We start from the raw sequence: 20,924 nt of genomic DNA on the forward strand, positions 1-20,924 counted from the left end.
AGACGGAGTGGCACCGGATGCAGCACGCAGTGGGGGCCCCACTGCCGCCGCCCCAAGGACCCGGTAACGGGCCTGCGGGCTGGTCGCACCAGGCCCAGCACCCCGGCCACCCCGGTCCGCCGGGCCCGCCCCCGATACCCCCGCCGCCTCCGGCCCCCGGCCAGGCCCCCCAGCACGGCTGGAGCGGCACCGGGCCCACGCCGCCGCCCGCCGGCGGCCAGGCCACCGGGTACGTCCAGCTGCCCCCGGGCGGCCCCGTACCGCTGCCCGCACCCCCCGCCGAGCCCGGCACCGGCAGCGCCACGCTCGCCGTGCTGCTGATCGGCCCGGCCGGCGCGGGCAAGACCACCGTGGCCCGGCTCTGGGCGGCCCGCCGCCGGGTCCCCACCGCCCATGTCTCCCTGGACGACGTCCGCGAATGGGTCTGCTCCGGCTTCGCGGACCCGCAGGCCGGCTGGAACGACCACTCCGAGGCCCAGTACCGGCTGGCCCGCCGCACCTGCGGCTTCGCCGCCCGTAACTTCCTCGCCAACGGCATCTCCTGCATCCTCGACGACGCCGTCTTCCCCGACCGCCCGGTCGTCGGCCTCGGCGGCTGGAAGCGCCATGTGGGCCCCGGGCTGCTGCCCGTCGTGCTGCTGCCCGGCCTGGAGATCGTCCTGGAGCGCAACGCCGCCCGCAGCGGCAACCGCAGGCTCTCCGACGAGGAGGTCGCCCGCATCCACGGCCGGATGGCCGGCTGGTACGGCTCCGGCCTGCCGATCATCGACAACTCGACGTACGACGTGGAGACCACCGCCCGGGTCCTGGACGACGTGCTCGCCCGCTCCATCGCCTCCCCGCCCGCCTGGTAGCGACCGCCGCCACGGCGCCGCAGTGCCCGTCCCCCCGGTCGGCTGCGCTGGCCGGGCGGGGAGCCGCCCCCGCTCGTACGCTCGGAGCATGTCTGAGGTGCACGCCGTCCGACGCGGGCTGCTCCGCGACCGGTGCGCCGCCGCGGGGTCCGCGGCCGCCCTGGTCTCCCGCCCCGCCAACGTCCGCTATCTCGCGGGCGGAGCGCCTCCCGGCGCCGTGCTGCTGCTCGGCCCCGGCGAGGCCGTCCTGCTCTGCCCCCGCGCCCCGACCGGTGAGTCCGGCCACGGGCGGCCCGACGAGGCCCTCCGGGTCGATGTCCTGCCCGTCCCGGACGAGGACCCGGTGGTGGCCGCCGCCGGCCTCGCCGCCGCCTCGGGCGCCGATTCGCTCGCCGTGGAGGAGCACGACCTGACCGTGGCCCGCCACCGTGCCATGGGGCAGGCCGCCCCGCGCCTGCGCCTGGCCGATCTGGGCTTCACCGTCGAGCAGCAGCGGATCGTCAAGGACGAGGAGGAGATCGGCTGTCTGCGGATCGCCGCGGAGATCACCGACCAAGCCCTCGGCGAACTCCTCGAATCGATCCTGGTCGGCCGCACCGAGCGCCATCTGGCGCTGGAGCTGGAACGCCGCCTGGTCGACCACGGGGCGGACGGCCCCGCCTTCGCCACCTCCGTGGCCACCGGCCCCAACTCCGGCCAGGGACGCCACCGGCCCTCCGACCGCAGGGTGGAGGAGGGGGATTTCCTCTCCGTCCGGCTGGGCGCCAGCTACCACGGCTACCGGTGCGAGATCGGCCGGACCTTCGTCATCGGCACGGCCCCCGCCCAGTGGCAGATCGAGCTCTACGACCTCGTTTTCGCCGCTCAGAGGGCAGGGAGGGAGGCATTGGCGCCGGGCGCCGCCTACCGCGACGTGGACCGTGCGGCCCGGCATCTGCTGGAGTCCGCGGGACACGGAGAGGGCCTCCAGCCGAGGACCGGGCACGGTGTGGGGCTCGAAATCGAGGAGGACCCGCAACTGGCACCGACAGCCATGGGTAAACTGGACGCTTGTGTGCCGGTCACCGTCGAACCGGGGGTCCACCTCCCGGGCCGGGGCGGTGTCCGGATCGATGACACGCTCGTCGTGCGCCCCGAGGCGGACGGCGGACCCGAGCTACTCACCATGACGACCAAGGAGCTGCTCGCGCTCTAGCGCGCGTTCCCGGTCGTTCCACCAGCTTCAGTCCAGGAGATTCCGCAACCGTGGCTTCCACGAACGACCTCAAGAACGGCCTGGTGCTCAAGCTCGACGGAGGCCAGCTCTGGTCCGTCGTCGAGTTCCAGCACGTCAAGCCCGGCAAGGGCCCCGCCTTCGTGCGCACCAAGCTCAAGAACGTGCTCTCCGGCAAGGTCGTCGACAAGACGTTCAACGCCGGCGTGAAGGTCGAGACGGCCACCATTGACCGCCGCGACATGCAGTTCTCGTACATGGACGGCGAGTACTTCGTCTTCATGGACATGGACACGTACGACCAGCTCATGGTCGACCGCAAGGCCGTCGGCAACGCCGCCAACTTCCTGATCGAGGGCTTCACCGCCTCCGTCGCCCAGCACGAGGGCGAGGTGCTCTACGTCGAGCTGCCCGCCGCGGTCGAGCTGAACATCCAGCACACCGACCCGGGCGTCCAGGGCGACCGCTCCACCGGTGGCACCAAGCCCGCCACCCTGGAGACCGGTTACGAGATCGGCGTGCCGCTCTTCATCACCACCGGCGAGAAGATCAAGGTCGACACCCGCACGGGCGACTACCTCGGCCGGGTGAACAGCTAACCGTGGCTGCTCGGAACAAGGCCCGCAAGCGCGCCTTCCAGATCCTCTTCGAGGCCGACCAGCGCGGTGAGTCCGTGCAGAGCGTCCTCGCGGACTGGGTCCGGCACTCGCGGACCGACGACCGTCAGCCGCCGGTGGGCGAATTCACGATGGAGCTCGTCGAGGGGTACGCGCAGTACGCGGACCGGATCGACGACCTCATCGTCACCTATGCCGTGGACTGGGAGATCGACCGCATGCCGGTCGTCGACCGCAGCATCATCCGGCTCGGCGCGTACGAGCTGATCTGGATGGACGAGACCCCGGATGCCGTGGTGATCGACGAGGCGGTCCAGCTCGCCAAGGAGTTCTCCACCGACGACTCCCCGTCGTTCGTGAACGGCATGCTGGCCCGTTTCAAGGACCTCAAGCCGAACCTCCGCCGGGAGCAGTGACCTCCTGGCCGGAGCCGCTCGGCCCGCACGCCACGAAGGGCCCACGGTCAGCCGACCGTGGGCCCTTCGGCGTACCCGGTCCATCGACAGGTCCGCGGTCCGAGGTCCTGGGCGACGAAAACGCCGGGCCGGCGGGAACCCGAAGGCTCCCGCCGGCCCGGCGGCACGTTTCTGCTGTGGGGTCCGCGGCGGCGGGCTGCCCGGACCCCGGCAGGTCTCAGCTCTCGTCGTGGGAGACCGCGCGGCGCGCGTCCGCGTCCAGCACGCCCCAGCTGATCAGCTGCTCCGTGAGCACGGACGGCGACTGGTCGTAGATCACGGCGAGCGTGCGCAGGTCGTCCTGGCGGATCGAGAGCACCTTGCCGTTGTAGTCACCGCGCTGGCTCTGGATGGTCGCCGCGTAGCGCTGCAGCGGACCGGCCTTCTCCGGCGGGACATGGGCGAGGCGCTCCAGGTCCAGGACGAGCTTCGGCGGCGGCTCGGCGGCCCCGCCCGGAGTCGTACCGGGCAGCAGCTCCTGCACCGGGACCCCGTAGAAATCCGCCAGCTCGGCGAGGCGCTGTACGGTCACGGCACGGTCGCCGCGCTCGTACGAACCGACCACGACGGCCTTCCAGCGACCCTGTGACTTCTCCTCCACGCCGTGGAGGGAGAGGCCCTGCTGGGTGCGGATGGCACGGAGTTTGGCCCCGAGCTGTTTTGCGTATTCGCTGGACATATGGCTCCCCGGACGCTGGAACAGTGTGCGGCTCCGCCGCGTGGCTGGTAACTCACTGTGAGGTTACGCAGCGTTACTTGGATGCGTCAAGCCGAATGGTCCGGACCGGCACCTCCAGGGGGCGGGGCCAGGGCCGTACGCAAGCCCTGGTAACGTGGATGACGTAATTTCGACGTCCTTTAAGGTCCGTCCCGTGAGGCGGAGAAGGAGGTCCGTTTCTTATGGACGCACAGCACGACGACACCGGCAACGCGGCACGCCCCGTTCTCGAGGCACCCGACATCGCCCGTGTTCTGACCCGTATCGCCCACGAGATCGTCGAACGCGCCAAGGGCGCCGACGACGTGGTGCTGCTCGGCATTCCGACGCGGGGCGTCTTCCTAGCCCGCCGGCTCGCCGACAAACTCGAAGAGATCACCGGCCGGAAGATGCCGGTCGGCTCCCTCGACATCACCATGTACCGCGACGACCTGCGGCTGCGCCCCGCACGGGCCCTGGCCCGTACCGACATCCCCGGCGAGGGGATCGAGGGAAAGCTGGTCGTCCTGGTCGACGACGTGCTCTTCTCCGGCCGCACGATCCGCGCCGCACTCGACGCGCTCGGCGACATCGGTCGCCCGCGCGCCGTGCAGCTCGCGGTCCTCGTCGACCGCGGTCACCGCGAACTCCCGATCCGCGCCGACTACGTCGGCAAGAACCTCCCCACGTCGCTGCGGGAGACGGTCAAGGTCCAGCTCGCCGAGGAGGACGGCCGCGACGCCGTGCTGCTCGGCGTCCAGCAGGCCGCTCCCGCGGACGCGCAGTAGCCCGAGCCCTCCCGTACGCCCTTCCGGGGGACCGTACGGCTGCTCCCGCGCGCCCGCACGCCTGAACGCACGCCCTCCAGCCACCGGAGAACCCCAGATGAAGCGCCACCTCATCTCGGCCGCCGACCTCACCCGCGACGACGCCGTCCTGATCCTCGACACCGCCGAGGAGATGGCCCGGGTCGCGGACCGGCCGATCAAGAAGCTTCCGACCCTGCGCGGCCGTACCGTCGTCAACCTCTTCTTCGAGGACTCGACCCGGACCCGTATCTCCTTCGAGGCCGCCGCCAAGCGGCTCTCCGCCGACGTCATCAACTTCTCCGCCAAGGGCTCCTCCGTCTCCAAGGGCGAGTCCCTGAAGGACACCGCGCTCACCCTGGAGGCGATGGGCGCCGACGCCGTCGTCATCCGGCACGGCGCCTCCGGCGCCCCCTACCGGCTTGCCACCTCCGGCTGGATCGACGGGGCCGTGGTCAACGCCGGCGACGGCACCCACGAGCACCCCACCCAGGCACTGCTCGACGCCTTCACCATGCGCCGTCGGCTCGTCGGCGCCGACACCGGCCTCGGCCGCGACCTGGACGGCCGCCGGATCACCATCGTCGGCGACATCCTGCACAGCCGCGTCGCCCGCTCCAACGTCCACCTGCTCACCACCCTGGGCGCGCACGTCACCCTGGTGGCCCCTCCCACCCTGGTGCCCGTGGGCGTCGAACAGTGGCCCTGCGACGTCAGCTACAGCCTGGACGACGTGCTGGCGAAGTCCGATGCGGTGATGATGCTGCGTGTGCAGCGCGAACGGATGAACGCCGCGTACTTCCCGACCGAGCGCGAGTACTCCCGCCGCTACGGCCTGGACGGCCAGCGCATGGCGAAGATGCCCGAGCACGCCATCGTCATGCACCCCGGGCCCATGGTCCGCGGCATGGAGATCACCGCCGAGGTCGCCGACTCCGACCGCTGCACGGTCGTCGAGCAGGTCGCCAACGGCGTCTCCATCCGGATGGCCGTCCTCTACCTGCTGCTCGGCGGCTCCGACACCGCCCTGTCAGTCCCCACTCGTACCGAGAGCCCCGCCCGTACCGAGGCCACCGCCCGTACCGAGGAGACCAAGTAACCATGAGCAAGATCCTTATCCGCGGTGCGCGGATCCTCGGCGGCGAGCCGCAGGACGTGCTGATCGACGGCGAGACCGTCGCCGAGGTGGGCACCGGCATCGAAGCCCCCGACGGCACCACCGTCATCGAGGCGGCCGGCCAGATCCTGCTGCCCGGCCTCGTCGACCTCCACACGCACCTGCGCGAGCCCGGCCGCGAGGACTCCGAGACCGTCCTCACCGGCACCCGGGCAGCGGCGGCGGGCGGCTTCACCGCCGTACACGCCATGGCCAACACCTTCCCCGTCGCCGACACCGCCGGCGTCGTCGAGCAGGTCTGGCGGCTCGGCAAGGAGTCCGGCTACTGCGACGTCCAGCCCATCGGTGCCGTCACCGTCGGCCTGGAGGGCAAGAAGCTCGCCGAGCTCGGCGCGATGCACGACTCGGCCGCAGGAGTAAAGGTCTTCTCCGACGACGGCAAGTGCGTGGACGACGCGGTGATCATGCGCCGCGCCCTGGAGTACGTGAAGGCCTTCGACGGCGTCGTCGCCCAGCACGCCCAGGAGCCCCGCCTCACCGAGGGCGCCCAGATGAACGAGGGCATCGTCTCCGCCGAACTCGGCCTCGGCGGCTGGCCCGCCGTCGCCGAGGAGTCGATCATCGCCCGCGATGTCCTCCTCGCCGCCCACGTCGACTCGCGCGTCCACATCTGCCACCTCTCCACCGCCGGGTCCGTGGAGATCGTCCGCTGGGCCAAGTCCAAGGGCTGGAACGTCACCGCCGAGGTCACCCCGCACCACCTCCTCCTCACCGACGAGCTGGTCCGCTCCTACAACCCCGTCTACAAGGTGAACCCGCCGCTGCGCACCGAGGCCGACGTCATGGCCCTGCGCGAGGCGCTCGCCGACGGCACGATCGACTGCGTCGCCACCGACCACGCCCCGCACCCGCACGAGGACAAGGACTGCGAGTGGGCGGCGGCCGCCATGGGCATGGTGGGCCTGGAGACCGCGCTCTCCGTCGTCCAGCAGACGATGGTGGACACCGGCCTGATCGACTGGGCGGGCGTCGCCGACCGCATGTCGTTCCGCCCCGCGGCCATCGGCCGCCTCGAAGGACACGGCCGTCCCGTCTCGGCGGGTGAGCCCGCCAACCTCACCCTGGTCGATCCGGCATACCGTGGAGCAGTGGACCCCGCGGGCTTCGCGTCCCGCAGCCGAAACACCCCCTACGAGGGGCGTGAGCTGCCGGGCCGCGTCACCCATACCTTCCTGCGGGGCCGTGCCACGGTCGTCGACGGGAAGCTCGCGTGACAACACTGACCCCCCTGTACCTCCTGGCCGCCGAGCAGAAGTCGGCGGAAGTGACGGACTGGTCCGCCCGCATCGCCTGGGTGATCGGCCTGCTGGTCTTCGTCGCCCTCGTCTACTGGCTGATGCGCCAGGGCTGGAAGTGGCGCGAAAGCCTCCAGTCCGACCTGCCCGAGCTCACGGCCACTCCCGAAGGCTTTGGCGACGGTGAGGCGCTCCTCACGCTCACCGGGCGCTACCACGCCTCCACCACCGCCGGGCAGTGGCTCGACCGGATCGTCGCGCACGGCCTCGGCACCCGCAGCCGGGCCGAGCTCACGCTCACCGCACGCGGCCTGGACGTCGTACGCCCCGGCGCCAGCGACTTCTTCATCCCGGCCGAGGCCCTGCGAGAGGCCCGTCTCGACAAGGCACTGGCGGGCAAGGTCCTCCCCGAGGGCGGCCTGCTGATCATCACCTGGGCACATGGCGAGACCCTGATCGACTCCGGCTTCCGCTCCGACCACGCGGCCGAGCACCAGGCCTGGGTCGACGCGGTCGACCACCTCACCAGCACCACTACGGAAGGCACCGCACGATGACGATCTCCACCCGGGGAGCCCAGGCTCCCGCCGTACTCGTCCTGGAGGATGGCCGTGCGTTTCGTGGCCGTGCTTACGGGGCTTTGGGGGAGACCTTCGGGGAGGCGGTGTTCTCGACGGGCATGACCGGTTATCAGGAGACGCTGACCGATCCGTCGTACCACCGTCAGGTGGTGGTGATGACGGCTCCGCATGTCGGGAACACCGGGGTGAATGACGAGGATCCGGAGTCGGCGCGTATCTGGGTGTCGGGGTATGTGGTCCGTGATCCTGCGCGTAAGCCGTCCAACTGGCGTTCGCGGCGGTCGTTGGATGAGGAGCTGGTGGCGCAGGGGGTGGTCGGGATCAGTGGTGTCGACACGCGTGCGTTGACCCGTCATCTGCGGGAGCGGGGTGCGATGCGGGTCGGGATCTTCTCCGGCGAGGCGCTGGCCGACGAGGCTGCGCTGCTGGCCCGCGTCCAGCGGGCTCCTCAGATGGTGGGTGCGGACCTGTCTGCCGAGGTGGCGACGAAGGAGGCGTACGTCGTTCCGGCGATCGGGACGAAGAGGTTCACGGTCGCGGCGGTGGACCTGGGGATCAAGGGGATGACGCCGCGCCGGATGGCGGAGCGTGGCATTGAGGTGCATGTGCTGCCCGCGACGGCGACGCTGGAGGAGGTGTACGCGGTCCAGCCGGATGGTGTGTTCTTCTCCAACGGTCCCGGTGACCCGTCGACGGCCGATCATCCGGTCGCCCTGATGCGGGGTGTTCTGGAGCGGTCGACTCCGTTGTTCGGTATCTGCTTCGGCAATCAGATCCTGGGCCGGGCGCTGGGTTTTGGTACGTACAAGTTGAAGTATGGGCACCGGGGGATCAATCAGCCGGTGCAGGACCGCACCACGGGCAAGGTCGAGGTCACGGCACACAACCACGGCTTCGCTGTGGATGCGCCGCTGGACCAGGTCTCGGAGACCCCGTTCGGGCGTGCCGAGGTTTCCCACGTGTGCCTGAACGACCAGGTGGTGGAGGGTCTCCAGCTGCTGGACCGGCCGGCGTTCAGTGTTCAGTACCACCCTGAGGCGGCGGCCGGTCCGCATGACGCCGCGTACCTGTTCGATCGTTTCGTTTCTCTGATGGAGGGCCAGCGTGCCTAAGCGCTCCGATATCCAGTCCGTCCTGGTCATCGGCTCGGGTCCGATCGTCATCGGTCAGGCTGCCGAGTTCGACTATTCCGGGACCCAGGCCTGCCGTGTTCTGAAGGCGGAGGGCCTGCGGGTCATCCTGGTGAACTCCAACCCGGCCACGATCATGACCGACCCCGAGATCGCGGATGCCACGTATGTGGAGCCGATCACCCCGGAGTTCGTGGAGAAGATCATCGCGAAGGAGCGCCCCGACGCTCTGCTCCCGACTCTGGGTGGTCAGACGGCGCTGAACACGGCGATCTCCATGCATGACAACGGTGTGCTGGAGAAGTACGGGGTCGAGCTGATCGGTGCGAATGTCGAGGCGATCAACAAGGGTGAGGACCGCGAGCTGTTCAAGGGTGTCGTCGAGGCGGTGAAGGCGAAGATCGGGTACGGGGAGTCCGCCCGCTCGGTCATCTGCCACACCATGGACGACGTCATCGCCGGGGTGGACACCCTCGGTGGCTACCCGGTTGTCGTGCGCCCCTCGTTCACGATGGGCGGTGCGGGTTCCGGTTTCGCTCACGACGAGGAGGAGCTGCGCCGTATCGCCGGCCAGGGTCTGACTCTGTCTCCGACCACCGAGGTGCTCCTGGAGGAGTCGATTCTGGGGTGGAAGGAGTACGAGCTGGAGCTGATGCGGGACCGCAACGACAATGTGGTGGTCGTCTGCTCGATCGAGAACTTCGACCCGATGGGTGTCCACACCGGCGACTCCATCACCGTCGCCCCCGCCATGACCCTCACCGACCGGGAGTATCAGCGGCTGCGGGATGTCGGGATCGCGATCATCCGTGAGGTGGGTGTCGACACCGGTGGCTGCAATATCCAGTTCGCGATCGACCCCACCGACGGGCGGGTCATCGTGATCGAGATGAACCCGCGTGTCTCCCGCTCTTCCGCTTTGGCGTCGAAGGCGACGGGGTTCCCGATCGCCAAGATCGCTGCGAAGCTGGCCGTGGGCTACACGCTGGATGAGATTCCGAACGACATCACGGAGAAGACGCCGGCTTCGTTCGAGCCGACGCTCGACTATGTGGTGGTGAAGGCGCCGCGGTTCGCGTTCGAGAAGTTCCCCTCCGCCGACTCGACCCTCACGACCACCATGAAGTCGGTGGGCGAGGCGATGGCGATCGGCCGGAACTTCACCGAAGCCCTCCAGAAAGCGTTGCGCTCGCTGGAGAAGAAGGGCTCGCAGTTCGCCTTCACCGGTGAGGTCGGTGACAAGGCCGAACTCCTCGCGGAAGCGGTCCGGCCGACGGATGGCCGGATCAACACGGTGATGCAGGCGATCCGGGCCGGGGCGACGCAGGAGGAGGTCTTCGACGCGACGAAGATCGACCCGTGGTTCGTGGACCAGCTGTTCCTGATCAAGGAGATCGCGGACGAGCTGGCCGCTGCTGACAAGCTCGGCCCTGAGTTGCTGGCCGAGGCCAAGCGGCACGGGTTCTCGGACGCGCAGATCGGTGAGATCCGGGGCCTGCGTGAGGACGTGGTCCGCGAGGTGCGCCACGCGCTGGGGATCCGTCCCGTCTACAAGACGGTTGACACGTGTGCGGCGGAGTTCGCGGCGAACACGCCGTACTTCTACTCCTCCTACGACGAGGAGTCCGAGGTCGCCCCCCGCACGAAGCCGGCTGTGATCATTCTGGGCTCGGGTCCGAACCGGATCGGGCAGGGCATCGAGTTCGACTACTCCTGCGTCCACGCCTCCTTCGCGCTGTCCGACGCCGGGTACGAGACGGTGATGGTCAACTGCAACCCGGAGACGGTCTCCACGGACTACGACACCTCCGACCGGCTGTACTTCGAGCCGCTCACCCTGGAGGACGTCCTGGAGATCGTCCACGCCGAATCGTTGGCGGGCCCGATCGCCGGGGTGATTGTGCAGCTCGGCGGCCAGACTCCCCTCGGCCTCGCCCAGGCGCTGAAGGACAACGGGGTCCCGATCGTCGGGACCTCCCCGGAGGCGATCCACGCCGCCGAGGACCGTGGGGCTTTCGGCCAGGTCCTGGCCGAGGCCGGGCTCCCGGCGCCGAAGCACGGGACGGCGACCGCCTTTGCCGGGGCGAAGGCGATCGCGGACGAGATCGGCTACCCGGTTCTGGTCCGCCCCTCCTACGTTCTGGGCGGGCGGGGTATGGAGATCGTCTACGACGAGACCCGCCTGGCGTCCTACATCGCCGAGTCCACCGAGATCAGCCCCACCCGCCCGGTCCTGGTCGACCGGTTCCTCGATGACGCGATCGAGATCGATGTCGACGCCCTCTACGACGGCACGGAGCTGTACCTCGGCGGCGTGATGGAGCACATCGAGGAGGCCGGGATCCACTCCGGCGACTCGGCCTGTGCCCTGCCGCCGATCACGTTGGGCGGGTTCGACATCAAGCGGCTGCGGGCCTCGACCGAGGCCATCGCCAAGGGTGTCGGTGTGCTCGGGCTGATCAACATCCAGTTCGCGCTGTCCGGGGACATCCTCTACGTCCTGGAGGCCAACCCGCGCGCCTCCCGCACGGTCCCCTTCACCTCGAAGGCGACCGCTGTGCCGCTGGCGAAGGCTGCCGCCCGTATCTCCCTGGGTGCGACCGTCGCCGAACTCCGGGCGGAGGGTTTGCTGCCGAAGACGGGTGACGGGGGGACGCTGCCGCTGGACGCGCCGATCTCCGTCAAGGAGGCCGTCATGCCCTGGTCGCGTTTCCGGGACATCCACGGCCGGGGCGTCGATACCGTCCTGGGCCCGGAGATGCGCTCCACCGGTGAGGTCATGGGCATCGACTCCGTCTTCGGTACGGCGTATGCGAAGTCGCAGGCCGGGGCCTACGGGCCGCTGCCCACCAAGGGGCGGGCGTTCATCTCGGTCGCGAACCGGGACAAGCGCTCGATGATCTTCCCGGCCCGTGAGCTCGTCGCCCACGGTTTCGAGCTGATGGCGACCTCCGGGACGGCCGAGGTCCTCAAGCGCAACGGGATCAACGCCACCGTCGTGCGCAAGCAGTCCGAAGGGGAGGGGCCGAACGGGGAGAAGACGATCGTCCAGCTCATCCATGACGGGCAGGTCGACCTCATCGTCAACACCCCTTACGGCACCGGCGGCCGGCTCGACGGTTACGAGATCCGCACCGCCGCCGTCGCCCGCTCCGTCCCCTGCCTCACCACCGTCCAGGCCCTCGCCGCGGCCGTCCAGGGCATCGACGCCCTCAACCACGGCGACGTCGGCGTCCGCTCCCTCCAAGAACACGCGGAACACTTGATCGCGGCCCGCGACTAGCAGCCCAGCAGGGGGACACCGGAAACGGTGTCCCCCTCTCTGTGAGGACATCTCCCCATGTACAAGCTCTTCTTCCGGCTGGTCTTCAAGCGGATGGACCCGGAGCGGGCCCACTACGCCGCCTTCCGCTGGATTCGCCTCGCCGCCCGCATCCCCGTCCTGCGCACCTTCGTCGCGGCTGCTCTCGCGCCCCGCTACAAGGAGCTGCGCACCGAGGCGCTGGGCCTGCGGATGCACGGCCCCTTCGGGCTGGCCGCCGGCTTCGACAAGAACGCGGTCGCGATCGACGGCATGACGATGCTCGGCTTCGACCACATCGAGGTCGGTACCGTCACCGGTGAACCGCAGCCCGGCAACCCCAAGCAGCGCCTCTTCCGCCTCGTCGCGGACCGCGCGCTGATCAACCGCATGGGCTTCAACAACGAGGGCTCCGCCGCCGTCGCAGCCCGTCTCGCCGCCCGCAACCCGGTCTTCCGCACCACGGTCGGCGTCAACATCGGCAAGACCAAGGTCGTGCCGGAGGCCGAGGCGGCCGCCGATTACGTGAAGTCCACCGAGGCCCTCGCCGCCCACGCGGACTACCTGGTCGTCAACGTCTCCTCGCCCAACACGCCCGGCCTGCGCAACCTCCAGGCCACCGAGTCGCTGCGCCCGCTGCTGACGGCCGTCCGCGAGGCCGCCGACCGTACCGTGACCGCCCGCCGCGTACCGCTGCTCGTCAAGATCGCCCCGGACCTCGCGGACGAGGACGTCGACGCGGTCGCCGACCTCGCCGTGGAGCTGGGGCTCGACGGGATCATCGCCACCAACACCACCATCGCCCGCGAGGGCCTGGGCCTGACGTCCGACCCCGCTCTCGTCGCGGAGACCGGCGGGCTCTCCGGGGCACCCCTCAAGGCGCGCTCCCTGGAGGTCCTGAGCCGTCTGTACGCCCGTGTGGGGGACCGGATCACCCTGGTGGGGGTCGGGGGTGTCGAGAGCGCCGAGGACGCCTGGCAGCGCATCCTGGCCGGTGCCACCCTCGTACAGGGCTACAGCGCCTTCATCTACGAGGGTCCTTTTTACGCCCGCGCGATTCATAAGGGCCTCGCCGCCCGGCTGGCCGCATCCCCGTACGCCACCCTCGCCGAGGCCGTCGGCGCCGAGACCCGGAAGAAGGCCGCCCTGTGACACCCGAACCCTTCGGCGCACGACTGCGCCACGCCATGGACACCCGCGGGCCGCTCTGCGTCGGCATCGACCCGCACGCCTCCCTGCTCACCTCCTGGGGGCTGAACGACGACGTCGCGGGCCTTGAGCGCTTCACCCGGACCGTCGTGGAGGCGCTGGCCGACCGGGTCGCCGTCCTCAAGCCGCAGTCGGCGTTCTTCGAGCGGTTCGGGTCGCGCGGCATCGCCGTACTGGAGAAGTCCGTCACGGAGGCACGGGCCGCCGGGGCGCTGGTCCTGATGGACGCCAAGCGCGGTGACATCGGCTCCACCATGGGCGCCTACGCGGCGACCTACCTGGACAAGGACTCCCCGCTCTTCTCCGATGCGGTCACCGTCTCCCCGTACCTCGGGTTCGGCTCCCTGCGCCCGGCGCTCGACGCGGCCGCCGTCTCCGGTTCGGGCGTCTTCGTCCTGGCCCTCACCTCCAACGCGGAGGGCGCCGAGGTCCAGCGCGCCACCGCCGCCGACGGCCGCTCGCTGGCCCAGCTGATGCTCGACCACATGGCCGCGGAGAACGAGGGGGCGACCCCGCTCGGCTCGGTCGGCGCGGTGGTCGGAGCGACGCTCGGCGACGCGGGGGTGAACCTGGCGATCAACGGACCGCTCCTCGCGCCCGGCATCGGCGCCCAGGGGGCGACCGCCGCCGATCTTCCGGCGCTCTTCGGTGACGCGGTCGACAACGTGGTGCCGAGTGTGAGCCGGGGCGTGCTGCGCCACGGCCCGGACGTGTCAGGGCTGCGCGAAGCGGCCGGACGGTTCGCGGACGAGGTCCGCAGCGCCGTCTCCGGCAGTTGACCCTGGCACGTTTACAGGCCGTTGACGAATTACTGACCGGAAACCCGGTGGTTATGCGGCAAATGTCCTGGTCGGCCAAGGCTGACCAGGACTTTTCGTCTGTTCTCGCTGACTAGAGCGGCCTTGGCCGCTAGTCTCCGTCGAGAGCAGCCGAGCACAGTGTGTTCGTCGCTCACCTGGTGGAGGGCGTCCAGCTTCCCCACCGGTCCGTATCCGACAGATCGACATCCGAGGTGACGTAGGCGTGGCTCTTCCGCCCCTTACCCCTGAACAGCGCGCAGCCGCGCTCGAAAAGGCCGCCGCGGCTCGCCGGGAGCGGGCCGAGGTCAAGAATCGACTCAAGCACTCCGGCGCCTCCCTCCACGAGGTCATCAAGCAGGGCCGGGAGAACGACGTCATCGGGAAGATGAAGGTCTCCGCCCTCCTGGAGTCCCTGCCAGGCGTCGGCAAGGTCCGCGCCAAGCAGATCATGGAGCGTCTCGGCATCTCCGAGAGCCGCCGGGTCCGGGGGCTCGGCTCCAACCAGATCGCATCCCTGGAGCGTGAGTTCGGCGGCGGCGCCGCCTGAGGTTCTCAGGCACTCCTGAGAACCTGGATAATCGCCTCATGGCTGCAACATCCCGGGGGACGTCCCCCGTACCCCCGGACGTACGTCCGCGGCTGACCGTGCTCTCCGGCCCCTCAGGGGTCGGCAAGAGCACGGTCGTCGCTCATATGCGCACCGTGCACCCCGAGGTCTGGCTCTCCGTGTCGGCGACGACCCGCAAGCCCCGCCCCGGGGAGCGCAACGGTGTCCACTACTTCTTCGTCGACGACGAGGAGTTCGACAAGCTCATCGCCAACGGTGAACTGCTGGAGTGGGCCGAGTTCGCGGGCAACCGCTACGGCACACCGCGCCGCGCCGTGCTGGACCGCCTGGAGGCCGGTGAGCCGGTTCTGCTGGAGATCGACCTCCAGGGGGCCCGGCTGGTCCGCCAGTCGATGTCCGACGCGCGCCTGGTCTTCCTGGCCCCGCCGAGCTGGGAGGAGCTGGTGCGCCGGCTCACCGGCCGGGGCACCGAGGCGCCCGATGTGATCGAGCGCAGGCTCGCCGCCGCGAAGGTCGAACTGGCCGCCGAGGCCGAGTTCGATACGACGCTCGTCAACACCTCCGTCGAGGACGTGGCCCGTGAGCTGCTAACGTTGATGCTGCAGGCTTCCGACCACCCTGACAGCAGCGGCTGAACCCTACGCCGCGGCTGGCCCGGAGTCCGACCAGCAGTCCGACTCACCGGAATCCGCACTATCAAAGATTTCTTTGATCTTTACCCCCTTCGGAAGGCAGAGAGTGTCCTCTTCCATCACCACGCCCGAGGGCATCATCAACCCGCCGATTGATGAGCTCCTTGAGGCCACCGACTCGAAGTACAGCCTGGTCATCTACGCCGCCAAGCGCGCGCGTCAGATCAACGCGTACTACTCGCAGCTCGGCGAAGGTCTCCTTGAGTACGTCGGTCCGCTCGTCGACACCCACGTGCACGAGAAGCCGCTGTCGATCGCGCTCCGCGAGATCAACGCGGGCCTGCTGACGTCGGAGCCCATCGAGGGCCCCGCTCAGTAGCAGGACAGCACCTCGTTCCTCCTCTCAGGCCCGGCGGCTTGTCCGCCGGGCCTGAGGCGTGTCCGGGGCCGGGTGAACGCGTTCCGTGCGGTGAGGCAGCATGGGAGTCACGTTCTTACACAGCCGAGTTCTTACGTAGCCGAGTTCTTACGTTGCCGAATGCGGGGAGACGCAGTGGACAAGCCGAAGGTCGTCCTGGGGGTCAGCGGAGGCATCGCCGCCTACAAGGCGTGCGAGCTGCTGCGCCGGCTGACCGAGTCCGGGCACGATGTACGGGTCGTCCCGACCGCCTCGTCGCTGCACTTCGTCGGCGCGGCCACCTGGTCGGCGCTCTCCGGCCACCCCGTCTCCGACCAGGTCTGGGACGACGTGCACGAGGTCCCGCACGTGCGGATCGGGCAGGGTGCCGACCTCGTCGTCGTCGCTCCGGCCACCGCTGACATGCTGGCCAAGGCCGCCCACGGGCTCGCCGACGACCTGCTCACCAACACGCTCCTGACCGCCCGCTGTCCGGTGGTCTTCGCCCCCGCCATGCACACCGAGATGTGGGAGCACCCGGCCACCCGGGAGAACGTGGCGACCCTCCGCCGTCGCGGCGCGGTCGTCATCGAGCCCGCGGTGGGGCGGCTCACCGGCGTCGACACCGGCAAGGGCCGGCTGCCCGACCCGGGCGAGGTCTTCGAGGTCTGCCGCCGGGTGCTGGCGCGCGGGGTCACCGGGCCCGACCTCGCGGGCCGCCATGTGGTGATCAGCGCGGGCGGCACCCGTGAGCCCCTGGACCCGGTGCGCTACCTCGGCAACCGGTCCTCCGGCAAGCAGGGGTACGCGCTGGCCCGCACCGCCGTGGCCCGGGGAGCCCGCGTCACCCTGATCGAGGCCAACACCGGGCTGCCCGACCCGGCCGGGGCCGACGTCGTACGGATCGGGACGGCGATCCAGCTGCGGGAGGCCGTCCTGAAGGCGGCCGCCGACGCGGACGTCGTGGTGATGGCGGCGGCGGTGGCCGACTTCCGGCCAGCCGAGTACGCCCCTGGCAAGATCAAGAAGAAGGACGGCGAGGAGGCGCCCGTCGTCCCCCTGGTCCGCAACCCCGACATCCTCGCCGAGGTCGCCGCCGAGCGGGCCCGGCCGGGGCAGCTCGTGGTGGGTTTCGCCGCCGAGACCGACGACGTCCTCGCCAACGGCCGGGCCAAGCTCCGCCGCAAGGGCTGCGATCTGCTCGTGGTCAACGAGGTGGGGGAGCGCAAGACCTTCGGCTCCGAGGAGAACGAGGCGGTCGTCCTCGCCGCGGACGGATCGGAGACCCCGGTGCCGTACGGACCCAAGGAAGCGCTTGCCGACACGGTCTGGGATCTGGTTTCGGGAAGGTTCCAGGAGATGTGACAATCAACCCCCTGGGCGAGCCAGAACGGTACATAACGTGATGGAACAACCGCCCGGAAGGGTGGATTATCCTTCAGGTGTCCGCCGTGTCACGGGCTGTCGCGCTCCAAAGGGCGAGACGCATGCCCCGGCCGCCGGGTGTGACCGATAAACTGGTCGACGGTACGTACCGAGCGCAGCTCTCGGCCGTGCCACCCATGATCAGCCAGCAGCCGCTGCAACCCCAGGGAGCGATGTGTCCCGCCGTCTCTTCACCTCGGAATCTGTCACCGAGGGTCACCCCGACAAGATCGCTGACCAGATCAGCGACACGATTCTCGACGCGCTCCTGCGCGACGACCCCGCCTCGCGCGTCGCCGTCGAGACCTTGATCACCACCGGTCTGGTGCATGTCGCGGGCGAGGTCACGACCAAGGCCTACGCCGACATCCCCAACCTCGTGCGCAACAAGGTGCTGGAGATCGGCTACGACTCCTCCAAAAAGGGCTTCGACGGTGCCTCCTGTGGCGTCTCGGTCTCCATCGGCGCGCAGTCGCCGGACATCGCGCAGGGTGTCGACACCGCGTACGAGAAGCGGGTCGAGGGCGACGAGGACGAGCTCGACAAGCAGGGCGCCGGCGACCAGGGCCTGATGTTCGGGTACGCCTGCGACGAGACCCCGGAGCTCATGCCGCTCCCGATCCACATCGCGCACCGCCTCTCGCGGCGCCTGTCCGAGGTGCGGAAGAACGGGACCATCCCCTACCTCCGCCCCGACGGCAAGACCCAGGTCACCATCGAGTACGACGGTGACAAGGCGGTCCGCCTGGACACCGTGGTCGTCTCCTCGCAGCACGCCAGCGACATCGACCTGGACTCCCTGCTCGCGCCCGACATCCGCGAGTTCGTCGTCGAGCACGTGCTCACGCAGCTCGTCGAGGACGGCATCAAGCTGGACACCGAGGGCTACCGCCTCCTGGTGAATCCGACCGGGCGTTTCGAGATCGGTGGCCCGATGGGCGACGCCGGTCTGACCGGCCGCAAGATCATCATCGACACGTACGGCGGCATGGCCCGCCACGGTGGCGGTGCCTTCTCGGGCAAGGACCCGTCCAAGGTCGACCGTTCCGCCGCGTACGCGATGCGCTGGGTCGCCAAGAACGTGGTGGCCGCCGGGCTCGCCACCCGCTGCGAGGTCCAGGTCGCCTACGCGATCGGCAAGGCCGAGCCGGTCGGACTCTTCGTCGAGACCTTCGGCACCGCCGCAGTCGACACGGAGAAGATCGAGGACGCGATCGGTGAGGTCTTCGACCTCCGCCCGGCCGCGATCATCCGCGACCTCGACCTGCTCCGCCCGATCTACGCCCAGACCGCCGCGTACGGGCACTTCGGCCGCGAGCTCCCCGACTTCACCTGGGAGCGCACCGACCGCGTGGACGCCCTCCGCGCGGCCGCCGGTCTCTAGCAGCACCGCACAGTTCTCCAGCAGGACCGCACAAGTCATGACAGCGGGGCCCGGACACCGAACGTGGTGGCCGGGCCCCGCTGCTCTGCGGGCCGCCGCCGCTGTCAGTGCCGTCTGGTAGGAATTTGGCTGTGAGCAGCGAGAACGAGCAGTCCGCCGAACCCGGTGCCGGGGCGCCGGAGCAGCTTGCGCTGATCCGGGAGACCGTGCGCCAGGCCAAGGTGCCCCGCGCCAAGCCGCGCACCTGGCGGGGCGCCCCGCTCGCCGAGGAGCTGCCCGTGGCCCGGGTGCTGGTCAACAAGGGGGTCCTCCACCTCGACCAGTACTTCGACTACGCGGTCCCCGAGGAGCTGGACGCCGAGGCCCAGCCGGGCGTGCGGGTGCGGGTGCGGTTCGGCGCCGGGCGCCACAACGTCCAGGGCGGGCGGCGCGAGGGGGGCGGCCTGATCGACGGGTTCATCATCGAGCGCCGCGCCGAGTCCGACTACCAGGGCACGCTGGCCGCCCTCGCCTATGTGGTCTCCCCGGAGCCGGTCCTCGGGCCCGAGCTGCTCGCCCTCTCCCGCGCCGTGGCCGACCGGTACGCGGGCAGCCTCGCCGACGTCCTCCAGCTCGCCGTCCCGCCCCGCAACGGACGCGCCGAGTCCAAGCCCTCCCCGGAGCCCCTGCCGCCGCCCCCGCCCCCGGAGCCGGGCACCTGGGAGCGGTACGGGCAGGGCCCCGCCTTTCTCCGCGCCCTGGCCGAGGGCGGCGCCCCCCGGGCGGTCTGGACGGCCCTCCCCGGACCCCACTGGCCCGCCGAGATCGCCAGGGCCGTCGCGGCGACGCTCTCCTCGGGGCGCGGTGCGCTCGTCGTCGTCCCGGACGGACGGGTCGCCGGCCGCATCGACGCCGCCCTGACCGAGGTGCTCGGCGCGGGCCGGCACGCCCTGCTCACCGCCGACTCCGGGCCGGAGAAGCGCTACCGCCAGTGGCTCGCGGTGCGCCGGGGCTCGGTGCGGGCGGTCGTCGGGACCCGCGCCGCCATGTTCGCCCCCGTCCGGGACCTCGGCCTGGTCGCCGTCTGGGACGACGGGGACTCCAGCCACAGCGACACCAACGCCCCCTTCCCGCACGTCCGCGAGGTCCTGGAGCTGCGGGCCGCCCAGGGCCGGTGCGCCTTCCTGCTCGGCGGGACGAGCTGCACGGTCGAGGCCGCCCAGCTGGTCGAGAGCGGCTGGGCGCTGCCCCTCCTCGCCGACCGGGAGCAGCTGCGGCGGGCGGCACCCCTCATCCGTACGGTCGGCGACGGGGAGCTGGCCCGGGACGGCGCCGCCCGCTCCGCCCGGCTGCCCAGCCTCGCCTGGCAGACCGTGCGCGACGGCCTGCGCAGCGGTCCGGTGCTGGTCCAGGTGCCCCGGAGGGGGTACGCCCCCCGGCTCGCCTGCGAGCGCTGCCGCACCCTCGCCCGCTGCCGGCACTGCGCGGGCCCCCTGGAGGCCCCGGACCAGCAGGAACTGAACTGCGCCTGGTGCGGGCAGGCCGAGCGGGCCTGGCACTGCGCGGAGTGCGGCTCGAACCGGCTGCGTGCCCAGATCGTCGGCGCCCGCCGCACCGCCGAGGAGCTGGGCCGGGCCTTCCCCGCCGTGCCCGTCCGCACCTCGGGGCGCGACCACATCCTGGACGCGGTGCCCGCCGCCCCCGCCCTGGTCGTCTCCACCCCCGGCGCCGAGCCCGTCGCCGAGGGCGGCTATGCGGCGGCGCTGCTCCTGGACGGCTGGGCGATGCTCGGCAGGCCCGACCTGCGGGCGGGGGAGGAGGCGCTGCGCCGGTGGACGGCGGCGGGGGCGCTGGTGCGGGGGCAGGACGAGGGCGGCACGGTGGTGATCGTCGCCGAGCCGACGCTGCGTGCGGTGCAGGCCCTGGTCCGCTGGGACCCGCCCGGCTTCGCCCGCCGGGAGCTGGCGGACCGGGCCGAGCTGCGCTTCCCGCCGGTCTCCCGGATGGCGTCGGTGACCGGCCCCGCCGAGGCCCTGGCATCCTTCCTGGCCGCTGCCGGGCTGCCGCCGGAGGCGGAGATCCTGGGCCCGGTACCGGTCGCGTCGGCCGAGCCGGGGCGCCCGCGCAGACCGTCGGACGCGCCGCCGGGCGAGAGCTGGGAACGGGTCCTGATCCGGGTGGTGCCGGGGCGCGGAGCGGCCCTCGCGGGTGCTCTGAAGACGGCACAGGCGGCGCGCACGGCCAAGGGCGCCAAGGGCGGGGGAGAGCAGGTGCGGATCAGGATCGATCCGCCGGACATCGGCTGACGCATCGGCCGCGAGTTCGGCCGGGGGAGGTCGGCTGACGCATCGCCGAGTTCAGCCGAGAGACCGGCTGACACATCGCGGGGATCAGCCCAGAGACCGGTTGGTCCATCGGCCGGGATCAGCCGGGAGATCGGTCGGCCCTTCGGCTAGGCCGAGAG

19 protein-coding genes are annotated in these 20,924 nt (G+C 70.7%); 18 read left to right on the forward strand and 1 reads right to left on the reverse strand.

All coding sequences use genetic code 11. The features are described from left to right. The first annotated feature begins 17 nt into the window (after positions 1 to 17). The 4 genes from ACK8N7_RS31355 to nusB all read left to right on the forward strand — a co-directional run bounded on the left by ACK8N7_RS31355 (position 18) and on the right by nusB (position 3,100). Entirely contained in the window at positions 18 to 854 is an 837-nt protein-coding gene (locus ACK8N7_RS31355; RefSeq protein WP_403212227.1) for a Pro-rich N-terminal domain-containing protein, read from the forward strand. Positions 855 to 942: 88 nt separating this feature from the next. Next, a complete protein-coding gene (locus tag ACK8N7_RS31360) occupies positions 943 to 2,049 on the forward strand; it encodes a M24 family metallopeptidase (protein ID WP_403212229.1) in 1,107 nt (368 codons plus the stop codon). Positions 2,050 to 2,099: 50 nt separating this feature from the next. Further along, complete coding sequence (gene efp, locus ACK8N7_RS31365; RefSeq protein ID WP_015607360.1) at positions 2,100 to 2,666, forward strand: elongation factor P; 567 nt, start codon at positions 2,100 to 2,102, stop codon at positions 2,664 to 2,666. A 2-nt stretch (positions 2,667 to 2,668) separates the two neighbouring features. Further along, entirely contained in the window at positions 2,669 to 3,100 is a 432-nt protein-coding gene (gene nusB / locus ACK8N7_RS31370; RefSeq protein ID WP_015607359.1) for a transcription antitermination factor NusB, read from the forward strand. A gap of 217 nt (positions 3,101 to 3,317) precedes the next feature. Here the strand turns inward: nusB and bldD are convergent, their stop codons facing one another. After that, on the reverse strand, positions 3,318 to 3,818 hold the full coding sequence (bldD, locus tag ACK8N7_RS31375) for a transcriptional regulator BldD (RefSeq protein WP_006123181.1): 501 nt from the start codon (positions 3,816 to 3,818) through the stop codon (positions 3,318 to 3,320). Between the two features lie 221 nt (positions 3,819 to 4,039). Here bldD and pyrR point away from each other — a divergent pair, with 221 nt between their 5' ends. The 14 genes from pyrR (at position 4,040) to ACK8N7_RS31445 (ending at position 20,766) form a co-directional block, all read left to right on the forward strand. Then, positions 4,040 to 4,624 carry a bifunctional pyr operon transcriptional regulator/uracil phosphoribosyltransferase PyrR gene (gene pyrR, locus ACK8N7_RS31380; protein WP_018515203.1) on the forward strand — a complete coding sequence of 195 codons (585 nt, stop codon included), beginning with the start codon at positions 4,040 to 4,042 and terminating at the stop codon, positions 4,622 to 4,624. A 97-nt stretch (positions 4,625 to 4,721) separates the two neighbouring features. Next, the gene (locus tag ACK8N7_RS31385; protein WP_403212231.1) at positions 4,722 to 5,741 is read left to right on the forward strand and encodes an aspartate carbamoyltransferase catalytic subunit; all 1,020 of its coding nucleotides are present in this window, start codon (positions 4,722 to 4,724) and stop codon (positions 5,739 to 5,741) included. Positions 5,742 to 5,743: 2 nt separating this feature from the next. Next, positions 5,744 to 7,033 (forward strand): dihydroorotase, encoded by a 1,290-nt coding sequence (locus ACK8N7_RS31390; RefSeq protein ID WP_403212233.1) that lies wholly within the window; start codon positions 5,744 to 5,746, stop codon positions 7,031 to 7,033. Then, on the forward strand, positions 7,030 to 7,611 hold the full coding sequence (locus ACK8N7_RS31395; protein ID WP_500444649.1) for a PH-like domain-containing protein: 582 nt from the start codon (positions 7,030 to 7,032) through the stop codon (positions 7,609 to 7,611). Before ACK8N7_RS31390 ends, ACK8N7_RS31395 begins: the two co-directional genes overlap by 4 nt. Beyond that, complete coding sequence (gene carA, locus ACK8N7_RS31400) at positions 7,608 to 8,747, forward strand: glutamine-hydrolyzing carbamoyl-phosphate synthase small subunit (RefSeq protein ID WP_500444650.1); 1,140 nt, start codon at positions 7,608 to 7,610, stop codon at positions 8,745 to 8,747. Before ACK8N7_RS31395 ends, carA begins: the two co-directional genes overlap by 4 nt. Next, positions 8,740 to 12,048 (forward strand): carbamoyl-phosphate synthase large subunit, encoded by a 3,309-nt coding sequence (gene carB, locus ACK8N7_RS31405; RefSeq protein WP_500444651.1) that lies wholly within the window; start codon positions 8,740 to 8,742, stop codon positions 12,046 to 12,048. Before carA ends, carB begins: the two co-directional genes overlap by 8 nt. 57 nt (positions 12,049 to 12,105) lie before the next feature. Further along, the gene (locus tag ACK8N7_RS31410) at positions 12,106 to 13,218 is read left to right on the forward strand and encodes a quinone-dependent dihydroorotate dehydrogenase (protein WP_500444652.1); all 1,113 of its coding nucleotides are present in this window, start codon (positions 12,106 to 12,108) and stop codon (positions 13,216 to 13,218) included. After that, on the forward strand, positions 13,215 to 14,054 hold the full coding sequence (pyrF, locus tag ACK8N7_RS31415) for an orotidine-5'-phosphate decarboxylase (RefSeq protein WP_403217809.1): 840 nt from the start codon (positions 13,215 to 13,217) through the stop codon (positions 14,052 to 14,054). The genes ACK8N7_RS31410 and pyrF overlap by 4 nt, the downstream gene beginning before the upstream one ends. Before the next feature lie 244 nt (positions 14,055 to 14,298). Continuing rightward, positions 14,299 to 14,622 (forward strand): integration host factor, encoded by a 324-nt coding sequence (locus tag ACK8N7_RS31420; RefSeq protein WP_015607350.1) that lies wholly within the window; start codon positions 14,299 to 14,301, stop codon positions 14,620 to 14,622. A 38-nt stretch (positions 14,623 to 14,660) separates the two neighbouring features. After that, entirely contained in the window at positions 14,661 to 15,278 is a 618-nt protein-coding gene (gene gmk, locus ACK8N7_RS31425) for a guanylate kinase (RefSeq protein WP_015607349.1), read from the forward strand. A gap of 103 nt (positions 15,279 to 15,381) precedes the next feature. Then, a complete protein-coding gene (rpoZ, locus tag ACK8N7_RS31430) occupies positions 15,382 to 15,654 on the forward strand; it encodes a DNA-directed RNA polymerase subunit omega (RefSeq protein ID WP_015607348.1) in 273 nt (90 codons plus the stop codon). Between the two features lie 174 nt (positions 15,655 to 15,828). Further along, on the forward strand, positions 15,829 to 17,037 hold the full coding sequence (gene coaBC, locus ACK8N7_RS31435; RefSeq protein ID WP_500444653.1) for a bifunctional phosphopantothenoylcysteine decarboxylase/phosphopantothenate--cysteine ligase CoaBC: 1,209 nt from the start codon (positions 15,829 to 15,831) through the stop codon (positions 17,035 to 17,037). Between the two features lie 235 nt (positions 17,038 to 17,272). Further along, the gene (gene metK / locus ACK8N7_RS31440) at positions 17,273 to 18,481 is read left to right on the forward strand and encodes a methionine adenosyltransferase (protein ID WP_403217807.1); all 1,209 of its coding nucleotides are present in this window, start codon (positions 17,273 to 17,275) and stop codon (positions 18,479 to 18,481) included. Positions 18,482 to 18,612: 131 nt separating this feature from the next. After that, positions 18,613 to 20,766: a primosomal protein N' gene (locus tag ACK8N7_RS31445; protein WP_500444654.1), complete on the forward strand. Its 2,154-nt coding sequence runs from the start codon at positions 18,613 to 18,615 to the stop codon at positions 20,764 to 20,766. Positions 20,767 to 20,924 lie beyond the last annotated feature (158 nt).

The sequence above is a fragment of the Streptomyces griseobrunneus genome (assembly GCF_046713465.1).
GTDB classification, from domain to species: domain Bacteria; phylum Actinomycetota; class Actinomycetes; order Streptomycetales; family Streptomycetaceae; genus Streptomyces; species Streptomyces microflavus.